Here is a 13,834-nt window from a genome sequence, read left to right as displayed (position 1 = left end):
TTTACCGGCCGACCTCGCTGGTCACGTCTCTTTCACCTCTCTTTCCAGGGGGTGACCCAGCCCTCGATCTCCCAGCGTTCCAGCCCGGCGATCAGGTCGTACATCGTGGCTCCGTCGATGGTTTCCCGCACGATATCGGCGTGCCCGGCGTGGCGGGCCAACTCGTTGATGACATGCAAGATCACCCATCGCACCGACCAGGCATCGAGGTCTTTGGGGAACCAAGGGACGTCGTGGGGCACAGGGACCGCGGCGTCGAGGTCGGCGGTTTCCACCAGCCGCAGCGACGTTGCGTTCTGTTCCGCGAGGTCCCGCAGCAATCCTTCCAGTGTTTCGTCGGCCCGCATGACGTGCTGGTCGGCGAAAGCCTGCGCGTCGAACGGCCGGGGATCCTTCGGTGCTTCGCCGGGCGCCGCCGCGACTCGTGCCATCCAGCTGCGTTGCATCCGTGTCACGTGCTTGATCAGCCCGCCGACCGACAGCGCACTCGCCGACGGCGACGAGCGGGCCTGCTCGTCGGTCAGACCGTAGGACACCGCGAAGTAGGCGCTCTGGTGGAAGGCCAAGTATTCACGCAAGGCGCTGCGCTCGTCGGCCACCGGCGGGGCGAGGGCTGGCATGATCAATCCTCCTGTTTGATGGCTTGGCGATGTGCGTAAAGGTCGCGGAGGCAAGCGATCTCGGCACCGTGGTGGATCGCTTCGCGATTGATGTGCAAGATCAGCTCGCTGAGGGCGTAGTCGGCGTAGGGCCCTTCAGCCGGGCCACACGGTCGGGACAGGTCGGTCGCCGACAGCGAGCGCACTCCGGCGATCCATCCGGCGTAGGTCTCGTCGAGTTGCCTCAAGGCGGTGGCGGCATCGATGGCGTACGGCCAGCTCCGATAGTCGGCGGGCGGGCCGTTGAAGTGGCTATGGCTGCGTATCGCGAACACGCCGACGATGACGTGGGCCATCCGCCAGGCGATCGTGGTGAACGGCACCGGGCGGGGCGCCGGGTACGCGAAGTCGATCGCGCCGCCGGGATGCACCGTCCAGCAGTCAGGCACCAGCTGCCAGAAGTACTCGTCGTCGGTGAGGCCGTCCAGGCGCGGGCGCAGCTGCTCGCGCCAATGCCAGTCGAGCTGATCGGCAAGTTGCGTCGTCAGGTCAGCCATAGCGCCGAGTGTTCCAGCTGCCGGTGACACCTGTCTGCTACGCCGGCGGCTCAACCTTCGATGTCGGGGCCACCGCGCATTAGGGTGCGGGCATGCAGCTGGGTGGTCCGCAATGGGTGCGGCGAACTACAGGGCTGACCGGCTCAGGCTTTAAACCCGTGCCAGTGCATGACGTGTTTGATCCGGGTGTAGTCCTCTAGGCCGTACATCGAGAGGTCTTTGCCGTAGCCGGAGTGTTTGAACCCGCCGTGTGGCATCTCGGCTACCAGCGGAATATGCGTGTTGATCCAAACACAGCCAAAATCCAGCTGGGCGGCCACGCGCGCGGCGGCGTCAACGTTCTTCGTCCACACCGAGGACGCCAAACCGTATTCGCAGCCATTGGCCAACTCAAGTGCCTGGTGTTCATCGCTGAATCGCTGGGCGGTCACGACGGGTCCGAAAATCTCGGTCTGGACCAACTCGTCATCCTGGCGTAGGTCAGCGATCAGGGTGGGCTCGAAAAAGAAGCCAGGGCGGTCTTTCCGCTCGCCGCCGGCAAGAATCCGAGCGTGTGCGGGCGTGCGGGACACCAGCTCGGATATGCGGCACATTTGGTCGGCGTTGTTGATTGGCCCGAACAAGATCTCCTCATCCGTCGGGTCGTAGCCGGTCCTGGTGGTGGCGACGGATTCGGTCATCGCGGACAGGAACTCGTCATAGATGTCATCGTGGATGATGATCCGAGTGGCCGCGGTACAGTCTTGACCGGCGTTGAAATAGCCTGCGGCCGTGAGTCCCTCGACCGCGGCGCCGATGTCGGCATCGTTGAATATAATCACCGGAGCTTTGCCGCCGAGTTCCAGGTGAGCGCGCTTGAGGTCATTGGCAGCGCTGGCTGCCACGGCCATGCCGGCCCGGGTGGATCCGGTGATCGACACCATCCGGGGCACCGGATGCGCGACGAGCGCGGCACCCGTTTCACGATCGCCGCAGACCAAATTGCACACCCCAGGTGGGAAGATCTCCTGCATCTTCTCCACCATCCAGTAAGACGATGCCGGCGTGGTCTCGGATGGCTTGAGCACCACATTGCAGCCAGCGGCTAAGGCCGGCGCGAACTTCCATACCGCCATCATCATCGGGTAGTTCCACGGCGCTACCTGCGCCACCGGGCCGACCGGCTCACGACGGATCGACGAGGTATGCCCGCGCATGTATTCGCCTTGTGAGCGACCTTCGAGAACTCGCCCTGCACCGGCAAAGAATCGTATCTGGTCGACCATCGGGGGAATCTCCTCCGACATGGTTAACGAGATCGGCTTGCCCGTGTTCTCACTCTCGATCGCGACGAGCTCGTCGGCGTTGTCCTCGATGACATCTGCGAGTTGGAGTAGCGCGCTGCCGTTCACTGGGGGTGGACCAGCGCCACGACTCGAATGCCGTCGCTGCCGCCTTAAACGCCTCGTCTACGTCCCGGGCAGAGGAGTTCGGCGCCGACGCGTATACCTCCCCCGTCGACGGGTTGACGACATCCATCACGTGGCCGTCGGCTGCCGCCTGGACTTGCCCTCCGATGATGTTGTAGAAGGACTTCTTTTCCGGTAACACGATCACCTCTTGGAGTTGTTTGTTCTCAACGTCGGGTATCCGGGCAGGCGCCCGTGTGAACTGCGGGGACACGCAGGTCATCGCAGGACACGGCTGGCCTGAACTGTGTCGGTGGCCGCGTCCGAAAGAATTTGGGACGCGATATCCGCATCACAAGCATCAGTACGAAACCGAGCAACAAGATGCCAAAACCCATGTAGAAGACCAGTCCGATGCCCCCGATGGAGGCGCCGCTGCCATGGTTGGGGTCCATGCTCTCGCTTTCCGAGATCGCGAAGACCAGCGCCAGCATGACTCCGCCCAGCAGTGGGAAGAGAAACTTGAACAGCACATTGTGGATGCTGTGTAAGAGCACCTTGCGGAAATACCACACACATGCGAACGCGGTGATTCCGTAGTACCAGCACACCAGAATGCCAAGAGCGGCAACAGTATCCAGCAAGACTCGATCGGACAACAATCGTACGGTGGTATAGAAGGCGCTAGTGATGAGGCCAGCCATGACAGTGCTGAAGACCGGCACCCTAAAGCGCGGGCTCATCCGTGCGAAGCGTTTGGGAAAAGCCTCGCTGGCGCCCATGGCAAGCATGCATCGCGCGGCAGGCAGGATCGTGGTCTGCGCGCTGGCCATCGCCGATGCAAGGATCGCCAAGAACAGTAGCTGGCTGCCCCAGCCGCCGAGCACCGGTCGCGCCAGAGCCCCAAATGCGTTGTCGGAGTTGGCCGGATTTCCCAGCCCTAATCGGTCGGTGCCGACGCCGGCATACATCATTACTGCCACACTCACCAGCAGGTAGGTAAGCAGGACCGTGATTACGCACAACATTCCGGCTCGCCCCGGCACCTTTTCGGGATTTTTGCATTCTTCTCCCAGGGTGAGGCAGGTGTCCCAGCCCCAGAAGGCGAACACCGAACCGGTGACACCAATTACAAACGCGCCCATGGTAATACCAGTAAATGGGTCGAACCAGTCGAGGTCAAAGCTGAGGTTGGTCGACCCGTTGCCTTGATCGGGATTAACGCCCGTGATGGCCGCGATCGCGAAGCCCACCAGCACTACCATCTGGAAGCACACCAGCGTCCGCTGGAGCCGCGCGCTGGTTTCAATGCCGCGACTGGAAATCCAGGTTACCACGACGATTAGCGCCAGGGTGGTGGCAATGTCGATCCATTCGTTCGCAGCCAGAGCGGCGATTCCAGGATCATGAAACAGCCCCGCGAGGAGCAAGTAAGAGAACTGAACCGCTACCGCGGCGGTGTTCGATAGGACGATGATCGTCGCGATCACCATTCCCCAACCGCACATCCATCCCACGTAGGGACCAAATGCCTTGGTGGACCAAGTCAACGATGCTCCACAGTCGGGAGAATCGGAGTTGAGCTCGCGGTACGCAAAGGCGGTCAGGAGCATCGGGATGAAACCGCCGATGAACACCGCTGGCATCTTAAGTCCGACGGCGGCGACGATAAGACCAATGCTTGCCGTCAGCGTGTAACCTGGTGCGACGCAGGAGATACCGATTATCGCACCAGAGAACGTGCCCACCATCCCGGCGGCCAGCCCTTTGTCAACCGTTTCACCTCCCCCGGGGCGGGGCTATTGCTGAGCGGCGTAGTCGACGTTGAAGTCTCTAATTGGACGAGCTCTGGTTCGGTGGCGGTCATGAGTGGCCGTTCACCCGCGGTGTATCGATACCAGGCAAGGACAATCGGCTAGTCGAGTTGAGACCGCCCAGTCGGGAGGCACTCCGCCAGCGTGCTGATACCACAACAACAACCTGTCAAGATTGCCTGGATCCATTTGCAGGAGCTCCTTCGATCATGCTGTCTGGATAAAACGACTAGCCGAGGTGTTCGCGATCAACGGCGGTCATGTCGCGCGGCACCGTATGCCGACGCCCGCGCCGCACACATCGCGCAGAGCAGCGGTGTCTACGGACAGCCGTTCGCCGTCCCGCACGTTTCCACTGCTCCGCCGTGACCGTTGATCAACCCCCTGCCAACGACACGGTTGGTGTCATGAAGCGAACATAGCCGACTGCCATGGGCCTGGCCACTGATTCCGTGCAGGAATCATGACGATTCGACTGATTTCGTATTTTTCTTGCATTGATGGCATGGATTCAGTGCATAATGTGCTCCATGTCTGCCACGGGCAAGTCCGTCGAGCCAGCCGGCGAGGAACCGGCGCCGCGCTGCGCTCCCGCCGCGCCCAACCAGGGCGCGGCGATGCTCGATGAGTTGTCCAAAACGATCATCGAGATCCTGCAAGAAGATGGCCGGTCTTCGTACGCCAAGATTGCCAAGGCTGTTGGATTGTCGGAGGCGGCGGTCCGTCAGCGCGTACAACGGCTGATTGACTCCCGGGTCGTTCAGATCGTGGCCGTCACGGACCCAATGCAGCTCGGATTCGCCCGCCAGGCAATGATCGGTATCCGCTGTGCCGGCGACACCGGCAAGCTCGCCGATCAACTCGCGGCTATCGACACGATCGATTACGTGGTGCTGACTGCAGGGGCTTTCGACCTGATCGTCGAGGTGGTCTGCAAAGACGACGGGGACCTGCTCAACCTACTTAACAGCAGGATCAGGGCGCTGCCCGGAGTCATCTCCACCGAGACTTTCGTCTACCTCAAACTCGTTAAGCAACAATATAACTGGGGAACACAATGACAGAAGCTTCCACCAAAGGCGCAAACCATCTGTGGGGTCACTTCGCCCGCCACGGCGCCGGCATCACACCGCCGATCATTACCCGGGGCGAGGGCGTAACCGTCTGGGATGATCGGGGCAAGAGCTACCTCGACGGGTTGTCGGGATTGTTTGTCGTGCAGGCCGGTCACGGCCGTCGCGAACTCGCCGAGGCCGCCGCGCGGCAGGCGGAGAAACTTGCTTTCTTCCCACTGTGGTCGTATGCCACTCCGACCGCGGTCGAGCTGGCTGAACGCCTGGCGCACTATGCACCCGGCGACGACAACCGAGTGTTCTTCACCACCGGCGGCGGTGAGGCCGTCGAGTCGGCCTGGAAACTTGCAAAGCAGTACTTCAAGCTGACCGGTAAACCCGGTAAGTACAAAGCGATTTCACGATCGGTCGCCTATCACGGGACACCCCACGGCGCGCTCGCCATCACCGGTGTGCCCGCGTTTCAGGCGCCGTATACACCGATGACGCCCGGCGGCGTGCGAGTCCCGAATACGAACTTTTATCGGGCGCCCGCGCCGTTTGACACCGATGTGAAGGCGTTCGGGCTGTGGGCGGCCAACAGGATTGCCGAGGCGATCGAGTTCGAAGGGCCTGATTCGGTAGCGGCGGTCTTTTTGGAGCCTGTGCAAAACGCGGGCGGATGCTTCCCGCCGCCGCCGGGTTATTTCGAGCGGGTACGTGAAATCTGTGATGAGTACGACGTACTGCTCGTTTCCGACGAGGTGATCTGTGCGTTTGGTCGGGTAGGAGCGATGTTCGCGTGCAACGAGTTTGGCTACGAGCCCGACATCATCACCTGCGCCAAAGGCTTGACGTCGGGCTACTCCCCGATTGGGGCGATGATCGCCACGGGCAAGCTATTCGAGCCCTTTAATGACGGCAAGACCACATTTTCGCACGGCTACACATTCGGTGGGCATCCAGTGTCGTGCGCGGTGGCGCTGGCGAACCTCGACATCTTCGAGCGTGAGGATCTCAACGATCACGTGAAAAGGATGGCGCCTGCCTTCCGCGCCACCCTAGAAGGGTTGCTTGACCTGCCAATCGTTGGCGATGTACGCGGCGAGGGATTCTTCTACGGCATCGAGTTGGTCAAAGACAAGGCGACCAAAGAGACCTTCAATGCCGACGAGAGTGAACGGCTACTACGCGGCTTCTTGTCGGGGGCGCTACTTGAGGCTGGACTGTATTGTCGCGCCGACGATCGTGGCGATCCGGTAGTGCAATTGGCGCCCCCGTTGATCAGCGGCCAAAAGGAATTCGACCAGATCGCGCAGATTGTGCGCGGCGTTCTCTCGGAAGCCTGGTCTCGGCTGTAGTCACTGCCTGACGTCGCGAGGCACCGATAAGGGATCATGCGCAAAGTTGCACTCGGCGAACGCTTGGCGGTTCGACATTGTTGAGGTGCGAAACAGATTGTAAATGAGGAACATTGACTGAAACTGATTTCAGTGAGGCATTCGCCTTGGTCGATAACGGACTTCATCTTTGCCGTCAGTTCGATGATGGCCAGCCGGGGCGGCGATGGCCGTTCCCCGCCCGTTGATCGTGCGCCAATCTGCCACGAACGCAACCGCATTCGAGATCCCTGACTCAACATGTAGCAACGAGAGGAGGCGCGTCCGGTTACCGAAGACTCATCGTGGAGTTCCGTCTCGCACACCGTTGGGTCGATAAATGTTTCGAGTTTCTGCGACAGGACTTGCGAGTAGGGCAGGCCCTCTTCGTCGTAGGGACGACCTTTTCTTACCTTCTTCAGAGGAGTCACTATGCGCGTCGGTGTACCGGCCGAGATCAAAAACAATGAGTTTCGCGTAGCGATCACCCCAGCCGGGGTCGCGGAACTCACCCGACGTGAACACGCCGTCGTCATCCAGGCGGGAGCTGGCGAAGGCTCCGCGATATCCGATGCGGATTTCAAAGCCGCTGGCGCAGAAATCGCTGACACCGCCGACCAGGTATGGGCTGAGGCTGACCTCTTGCTCAAGGTCAAAGAGCCTATTGAGGCCGAATACACCCGCATGCGCCGCAACCAGACGTTGTTCACCTACCTGCACCTGGCAGCGTCGCGACCGTGCACCGATGCGCTACTTGCGGCCGGCACGACGTCCATTGCCTATGAAACGGTGCAGACCGACGACGGCGCGCTGCCGCTGCTTGCCCCGATGAGCGAAGTCGCCGGCCGGCTGTCGGCGCAGGCCGGCGCCTACCATCTGATGCGCACGCAAGGCGGGCGCGGTGTGCTGATGGGTGGTGTTCCGGGCGTAGCGCCTGCAGATGTTGTGGCCGTCGGTGGCGGGACAGCCGGTTACAACGCCGCCCGTGTTGCCAGTGGGATGGGTGCTGACGTGACGATCTTCGACATCAACATCAACCGGTTGCGCGAGCTAGACGCAGAGTTCGGCGGCCGCATTCAAACACGCGTTTCGTCTGCGTATGAACTGGAGTCTGCGGTCAAAGACGCCGATCTGGTCATCGGAGCGGTATTGGTGCCCGGGGCCAAGGCCCCCAAGCTGATCCCGAACTCTCTTGTCGCGCGCATGAAGCCGGGCTCAGTGCTAGTGGATATCGCCATTGACCAAGGCGGATGCTTCGAGGACTCCCAGCCGACCACACATGATGATCCGACATTCACGGTGCACGACAGCGTGTTTTACTGTGTGGCCAATATGCCGGGTGCCGTACCGAGGACGTCGACCTACGCCCTGACGAATGCGACCATGCCTTACGTACTGAAACTGGCCGGCCTGGGCTGGCGGGCGGCCTGCACGTCCGATCCCGCGCTGGCAAAGGGTTTGTCGACCCACGAGGGAAAATTACTGTCAGAACAACTAGGAGCTGACCTAGGTCTCCCGTGGACCGATCCAGCCACAGAGCTGGGTTAGACGCACAGAAGCAACGTCTGGATCTGGCACGAATAGCCGACAGAATTTCTGGTGCGCCGCGGGAAGCAACCGAAGAATGGGCACGTGCGGAACACAATCGGCGATATGGCCAGGAGTGATCGAGCAGGGATCGGCTCGGTTCCAACCCGAATTGTGAACGAAGACAACTAGGTTCGATAAGTCGCCGATCCGACGATGGGGAGCAAGGAGTGCGCAGATGAGCACGACGAGGAGCAACGCTGAACGCGAACGGTTGCAGCACAGCGCGAAAGAGCATCTGTGGATGCATTTCACCCGACACGCTCCGCTGGCTCACCAAGATGTGCCGATTATCGCCAGGGGTGAGGGTCCCTACATCTTCGACATCGACGGGCGTAGGTTTCTCGACGCGCTGTCCGGCTTGTTCGTCGTGCAGGTGGGGCACGGGCGGGAAGAGCTGGCCGAAGTCGCTGCGCGGCAGACCAAAGCCCTGGCCTACTTTCCCTTGTGGGGCTATGCCCATCCAACCGCGATTGAGCTGGCCGAACGTGTCGCCGAGCACGCTCCCGGCGACCTCAATCGTGTCTTCTTCACAACTGGTGGCGGCGAGGCGGTGGAGGCGGGATGGAAGTTAGCTAAGCAATATTTCAAGCTAACGGGCAAGCCCACTAAACATAAAGTGATTAGTCGTTCCATTTCATATCACGGAACGACGCATGGTGCTTTGTCCATTACCGGCGTCCCATCGATGAGGGTGCCGTTCGAGCCGTTGGTGCCAACCACGGTCAAAGTGCCCAATACCAACATTTTCTGTGCTGAAATTCATAAGGATGATCCAGAAGTTTTCGGGCGGTGGGCAGCAGACCGAATCGCTGAGACAATCGAGTTTGAAGGCCCAGAGACCGTCGCGGCGGTATTCCTGGAGCCGGTTCAAAACTCCGGCGGATGTTTCGCGCCGCCGCCGGGCTATTTCCAACGGGTACGTGAAATCTGTGATGAGTACGACGTGTTACTCGTTTCCGACGAGGTTATCTGTGCATTCGGCCGGTTGGGATACATGTTCGGCGCACAACGATATGGCTACCAACCCGACATCATTACCTGTGCCAAAGGCATTACCTCGGGCTACAGTCCGCTCGGCGCGATGATTGCGTCTGATCGCCTCATGGAGCCGTTCCTTACGGGGACCAACGCGTTCTCGCACGGCTACACATTCGGCGGCCACCCAGTGTCAACCGCGGTCGCGTTGGCCAACTTGGACATCATGGAGCGCGAAAGCCTCAACGCCAACGTGTTGAGAAACGAGGTGGCGCTTCGCGCCACACTAGAGCGGCTCCTCGACCTGGATATCGTCGGGGGCGTACGCGGCGACGGATATTTCTTCGCCTTGGAACTTGTTAAGGATAAAGCCACTAACCAGCCGTTCACAGCAGAAGAGTCCGAACGATTGGTGCGAGGATTTCTTGGTACTCAACTATTAGAAGCCGGCATCTATTGCCGCCCAGACAACCGGGGAGACACCGTGGTGCAATTCGCTCCGCCAATGATCTGCGGACCAACTCATTTCGATGAAATGGAGAGCATCGTGCGGGATGTGCTCAAACGTGCCGAGGCGTTCATCCTGTGATGAACACCCGCTGTGGTAATTCGTAGTCGCCGGACCTGAATGGCTACCGCAGCAGGGCTGTGACGCGTATCCCGCTACACAAATAATTTACGTCGGTTAGCACGGTTCAAGAGATTCCGCCGCAATCATGGGGAAAGGAACCCGACAATGCACGCAACCATCACACATTGGCTGAACAACACCGCCTTTGCGGGTGGCAGTCGTGTCACCTCGCCGGTGACCAATCCGGCCACCGGCGAGGTGACCGGATTGGTCGCCTTGGCCACCGTTGAAGATGCGGAGCAGGTGATTGATGCGGCCGCGGCGGCATTCCCGGCTTGGCGCGATACCTCCCTGGCCAAACGCTGTCAGGTTCTGTTCAGGTTCCGCGAGCTGCTCAACGACCGCAAGGGCGAGCTCGCCGGCATCATCACCAGAGAGCACGGGAAGGTGCTTTCCGATGCCCTCGGAGAGGTCTCGCGTGGCCAGGAGGTTGTCGAATTCGCTTGCGGGATTGCGCATCTACTCAAGGGGGGATACACCGAGAATGCATCGACAAACGTCGACGTCTACTCCGTCCGCCAGCCTCTCGGCGCAGTCGCCATAATCTCACCCTTCAACTTTCCAGCCATGGTGCCGATGTGGTTCTTTCCCGTTGCGATCGCGACCGGAAATACGGTGGTCCTAAAACCATCCGAAAAGGATCCCTCAGCCTCGCTATGGCTGGCGGCGTTGTGGGCCGAAGCCGGCCTACCTCCCGGTGTTTTCAACGTTCTACACGGCGACAAGATTGTCGTTGACGAACTGCTGACCAACCCCAAGATCCAATCCGTCAGCTTCGTCGGGTCCACCCCGATTGCTCAGTATGTGTATGCCACCGGTGCCGCTCACGGCAAGCGTGTGCAGGCCCTTGGCGGCGCCAAAAACCATGCCGTGATCCTCCCCGATGCTGACCTTGATCTCGCAGCTGATGCGATGGTCAACGCCGGGTTCGGTTCGGCCGGCGAACGTTGCATGGCGATCTCCGTGGCGGTGGCTGTTGGTCCGATTGCCGATGATCTCGTCGCCAAGATTGCCGAGCGTGCCGTGGCCATCAAGACTGGCGACGGCACCATGGATTCCGACATGGGGCCGCTGGTGACCCGGGCTCACCGCGACAAGGTCGCCTCTTATATCGACAGCGGTGAAGCCGCCGGAGCCAAGGTTGTCCTGGACGGCCGCAAAGTGTCCGCTGATGGTGGCGTGGACGGGTTCTGGCTCGGCCCGACCTTGCTGGACAACGTCACCCTGGAGATGAGCGTCTACACCGACGAGATCTTCGGCCCCGTGCTGTCCGTCGTACGCGTGCAGACCTACGACGAGGCCATGGCGTTAATCAACAACAACCCTTATGGAAACGGAACAGCCATCTTCACCAACGACGGTGGCGCGGCACGGCGCTTCCAGAACGAGGTCCAGGTCGGCATGGTCGGTATCAACGTGCCGATCCCAGTTCCGATGGCTTATTACAGCTTCGGCGGCTGGAAAGCCTCTCTCTTCGGAGACAGCCACGACCATGGCATGGACGGCGTGCAATTCTTCACCCGCCAAAAAGCCATCACTAGCCGTTGGCAGGATCCAAGCCAAGGGGGCATCAACCTCGGGTTCCCCGAGAACGGCTAGCCTCGAAACACATGCTGCGAGGTCAACGGAACGGCACCGCGGGAGTACTGTGTTTTCGGTTGGTGGTTAGTCCACCTGTCCGCGGCGGTGGCTGGATCCTAGAAGTGTGCGCTCGTGAGCGGTGAGTCCGCTCCAAATGCCATGTGCTTCAGGCGCGTTCATGACATGCTGCAAGCACGCCAATACCACGGGGTCGTCCCGGCGTACCTTCTTCGCGGCCTCTTCCTGACAAGAGAGATTGCGGCTCCAGTGTTCGGCTGGGAAGAAGTTCGCCACTGGATGATTCAGACACCTGCTGCCAGTCGCCAGCCCCAGGCATTTGACATCAGGACTCAATGGGGACGTTCGCTGCGTGGTTTGTGTGGTTGTCGAGGAGTATCGCCTGATCAGTCTTTTCACTGATATTCGGATTCTCGGCTCGCTAGTTAATCCTCGAAAATCTGCATAACACAGTGCAGTCCGGGCTGGGGTCACAAAACAATCGGTCTTCTGAGAACTAACTCCGTGATGGAGCTTCGCGCGCGGCAGGTAGCATAAGAAGACTGCGACGTTAAGTCCACAGGAACCTCCTAATGCTCAGCGCTTACGGAAAACTGTTCGGTGCCAGTCCTTTTCGGCCGCAGCGGTGATATCACTCATGACATGCTTGATGGTGAGGTATTCCTCGAAGCTGTAGTCGCTCATGTCTTTTCCGAAACCGGATGCGCCAACGCCGCCATGGGGCATCTCGCTGACGATCGGAATGTGGTCGTTGATCCACACGCATCCGGCGTTGATCGCGCGGGAGGCTCGTTGGGCGCGATAGACATTACGGGTCCACGCCGAGGCGGCCAGGCCGTATCCGGTGTCATTGGCTTGCCGTAGCGCGTCATCGTCATCGGTGAACGGCCGAACGGTGAGAACCGGACCGAAGATTTCATCACGGTAGATCTCAGAACTTTCCGCGACGTCGGCTATCAGCGTGGGACGGTAGTAGGAACCCGGCAGGTCCGGGATTACACCGCCGGTTACGACGCGACCACCTTCATTGGGTGCTCGTCTCACCATGTCGGCAACCCTATTGCGATGCGCAAAGGAGATCAGCGGCCCGAGGTCGGTGTCCGGATCCAACGGATCGCCGACCACGACCTTGCCCATCACCTCCGCAACACCGGCGACGAAATCGTTGTAGAGGTCTCGGGCGACGATTGCACGAGTAGCCGCGGTGCAGTCCTGCCCACTGTTGATTAGTGCGCCGGCGACTGCGCCCTGGATTGCGGCGTCGAGGTCGGCGTCGTCGAACACAACGAATGGCGCCTTACCGCCGAGCTCCAGCTGCGTGCGGTGCCCATGGGCGGCGGCAGCCGCCATCACCTTGCGGCCCACGACCGTCGACCCGGTGAACGTCACGACGTCGACGTCGGGGTGTCCGGCCAGCGCGGTCCCGACATCAGTCCCGGATCCGGTGACTACGTTAAGCACACCGTCGGGTACGCCGGCTTCCTTGGCGATGCGGGCTAGCGTCAGCGTGGTCAGCGGCGTGATTTCGGCGGGTTTGATGACAACTGTGCAACCGGCGGCGAGAGCCGGAATCGCCTTCCATACCGCCATCTGTAGCGGGTAGTTCCACGGCGTGATGGTGGCGACTACGCCGACCGCCTCCCGACGGATGCTCGAGGTATGGTCGCTGCTGTACTCGGCGGTCGCCTTACCTTCGAGATGCCTTGCGGCACCAGCGAAGAACATGATGTTGTCGATACTGCCCGGTACGTCGAACTCGGTGGCCAGTCGGATTGGTTTACCGCATTGGGCGACTTCCTCGGTGATGAACAACTCGGCGTTGGCCGACATCAATTCGGCCAAATTGTTTAGCACCACCGACCGATCGGCTGGCGTGGCACCTGCCCAGGTACAAAGTGTGGTCCGCGCGGACGTGACAGCGACATCGACATCGGCAGGGGTGGCCAGCGCGATTTCAGCGACGGTCGTGCCATCGGCCGGATTGACGATTCGCTGCTGCGCTCCGGAAGTGACGGCCGCTGCACCGTCGATCCAACTGCCACCCAAGTTCGCCGAGTTCTTTCGGGGGGTCGCGGTCATGCGGTCACCCTAGCCCAGATCCATTGTTTGAACCATCGTGAGGACCACACGGGGGCCCGTATTTCCGTGCTGAGAGTTGTTCAAACTAAGGATTCAATATGTCAAAGCTGTTAATCGCGACGAATTCCGTATTCCGTCAAAACGTGCCTGTACGTGCCCAACGTCGAAGAC

The 13,834-nt window shown here is 60.5% G+C and carries 10 protein-coding genes and 1 pseudogene; 5 read left to right on the top strand and 6 right to left on the bottom strand.

Annotation, left to right across the window (positions count from 1 at the left end; all coding sequences use genetic code 11):
• Positions 1-32: 32 nt before the first annotated feature.
• The 4 genes and pseudogenes from G6N54_RS14260 to G6N54_RS14245 all read right to left on the bottom strand — a co-directional run bounded on the left by G6N54_RS14260 (position 33) and on the right by G6N54_RS14245 (position 4,295).
• On the bottom strand, positions 33-599 hold the full coding sequence (locus tag G6N54_RS14260; protein ID WP_163794734.1) for a DinB family protein: 567 nt from the start codon (positions 597-599) through the stop codon (positions 33-35).
• A 23-nt stretch (positions 600-622) separates the two neighbouring features.
• Complete coding sequence (locus tag G6N54_RS14255) at positions 623-1,156, bottom strand: DinB family protein (RefSeq protein WP_163790691.1); 534 nt, start codon at positions 1,154-1,156, stop codon at positions 623-625.
• Between the two features lie 143 nt (positions 1,157-1,299).
• Positions 1,300-2,674 (bottom strand): annotated as a pseudogene (locus G6N54_RS14250) (gamma-aminobutyraldehyde dehydrogenase).
• Between the two features lie 97 nt (positions 2,675-2,771).
• On the bottom strand, positions 2,772-4,295 hold the full coding sequence (locus tag G6N54_RS14245; protein WP_163790690.1) for an APC family permease: 1,524 nt from the start codon (positions 4,293-4,295) through the stop codon (positions 2,772-2,774).
• A gap of 680 nt (positions 4,296-4,975) precedes the next feature.
• On the opposite strand from G6N54_RS14245, the gene G6N54_RS14240 reads away from it, so the two are divergent.
• The 5 genes from G6N54_RS14240 (at position 4,976) to G6N54_RS14220 (ending at position 11,584) form a co-directional block, all read left to right on the top strand.
• Complete coding sequence (locus G6N54_RS14240; RefSeq protein WP_232073779.1) at positions 4,976-5,419, top strand: Lrp/AsnC family transcriptional regulator; 444 nt, start codon at positions 4,976-4,978, stop codon at positions 5,417-5,419.
• Entirely contained in the window at positions 5,416-6,771 is a 1,356-nt protein-coding gene (locus G6N54_RS14235; protein ID WP_163790689.1) for an aspartate aminotransferase family protein, read from the top strand. The genes G6N54_RS14240 and G6N54_RS14235 overlap by 4 nt, the downstream gene beginning before the upstream one ends.
• A 450-nt stretch (positions 6,772-7,221) precedes the next feature.
• Positions 7,222-8,337, top strand: a complete 1,116-nt coding sequence (gene ald / locus G6N54_RS14230) for an alanine dehydrogenase (protein WP_163790688.1) — start codon at positions 7,222-7,224, stop codon at positions 8,335-8,337.
• A 217-nt stretch (positions 8,338-8,554) separates the two neighbouring features.
• Positions 8,555-9,943, top strand: coding sequence for an aspartate aminotransferase family protein (locus G6N54_RS14225; RefSeq protein ID WP_163790687.1), 1,389 nt, complete (start codon positions 8,555-8,557; stop codon positions 9,941-9,943).
• A 147-nt stretch (positions 9,944-10,090) separates the two neighbouring features.
• A complete protein-coding gene (locus G6N54_RS14220) occupies positions 10,091-11,584 on the top strand; it encodes a CoA-acylating methylmalonate-semialdehyde dehydrogenase (RefSeq protein ID WP_163790686.1) in 1,494 nt (497 codons plus the stop codon).
• Between the two features lie 66 nt (positions 11,585-11,650).
• Here G6N54_RS14220 and G6N54_RS31675 read toward each other — a convergent pair whose 3' ends face one another.
• Together G6N54_RS31675 and G6N54_RS14210 are read right to left on the bottom strand one after the other, a co-directional pair.
• Complete coding sequence (locus G6N54_RS31675) at positions 11,651-11,983, bottom strand: WhiB family transcriptional regulator (protein ID WP_372513215.1); 333 nt, start codon at positions 11,981-11,983, stop codon at positions 11,651-11,653.
• A gap of 177 nt (positions 11,984-12,160) precedes the next feature.
• On the bottom strand, positions 12,161-13,663 hold the full coding sequence (locus G6N54_RS14210; RefSeq protein ID WP_163790684.1) for a gamma-aminobutyraldehyde dehydrogenase: 1,503 nt from the start codon (positions 13,661-13,663) through the stop codon (positions 12,161-12,163).
• Between the last annotated feature and the right edge of the window lie 171 nt (positions 13,664-13,834).

Origin of the sequence: Mycobacterium stomatepiae (assembly GCF_010731715.1) — a bacterium.
In the GTDB taxonomy this organism is placed as follows: domain Bacteria; phylum Actinomycetota; class Actinomycetes; order Mycobacteriales; family Mycobacteriaceae; genus Mycobacterium; species Mycobacterium stomatepiae.
Note: the sequence above shows the minus strand (reverse complement) of the source record. Positions and strands in the feature narration are given on the sequence as shown.

What these genes read in the sequence shown, in the direction of transcription:
- G6N54_RS14255 (WP_163790691.1), bottom strand. Translation starts at nt 1,156, where the DNA reads ATGGCTGACCTGACGACGCAACTTGCCGATCAGCTCGACTGGCATTGG.
- G6N54_RS14245 (WP_163790690.1), bottom strand. Translation starts at nt 4,295, where the DNA reads ATGGTGGGCACGTTCTCTGGTGCGATAATCGGTATCTCCTGCGTCGCA.
- G6N54_RS14240 (WP_232073779.1), top strand. Translation starts at nt 4,976, where the DNA reads ATGCTCGATGAGTTGTCCAAAACGATCATCGAGATCCTGCAAGAAGAT.
- G6N54_RS14235 (WP_163790689.1), top strand. Translation starts at nt 5,416, where the DNA reads ATGACAGAAGCTTCCACCAAAGGCGCAAACCATCTGTGGGGTCACTTC.
- ald (WP_163790688.1), top strand. Translation starts at nt 7,222, where the DNA reads ATGCGCGTCGGTGTACCGGCCGAGATCAAAAACAATGAGTTTCGCGTA.
- G6N54_RS14225 (WP_163790687.1), top strand. Translation starts at nt 8,555, where the DNA reads ATGAGCACGACGAGGAGCAACGCTGAACGCGAACGGTTGCAGCACAGC.
- G6N54_RS14220 (WP_163790686.1), top strand. Translation starts at nt 10,091, where the DNA reads ATGCACGCAACCATCACACATTGGCTGAACAACACCGCCTTTGCGGGT.
- G6N54_RS14210 (WP_163790684.1), bottom strand. Translation starts at nt 13,663, where the DNA reads ATGACCGCGACCCCCCGAAAGAACTCGGCGAACTTGGGTGGCAGTTGG.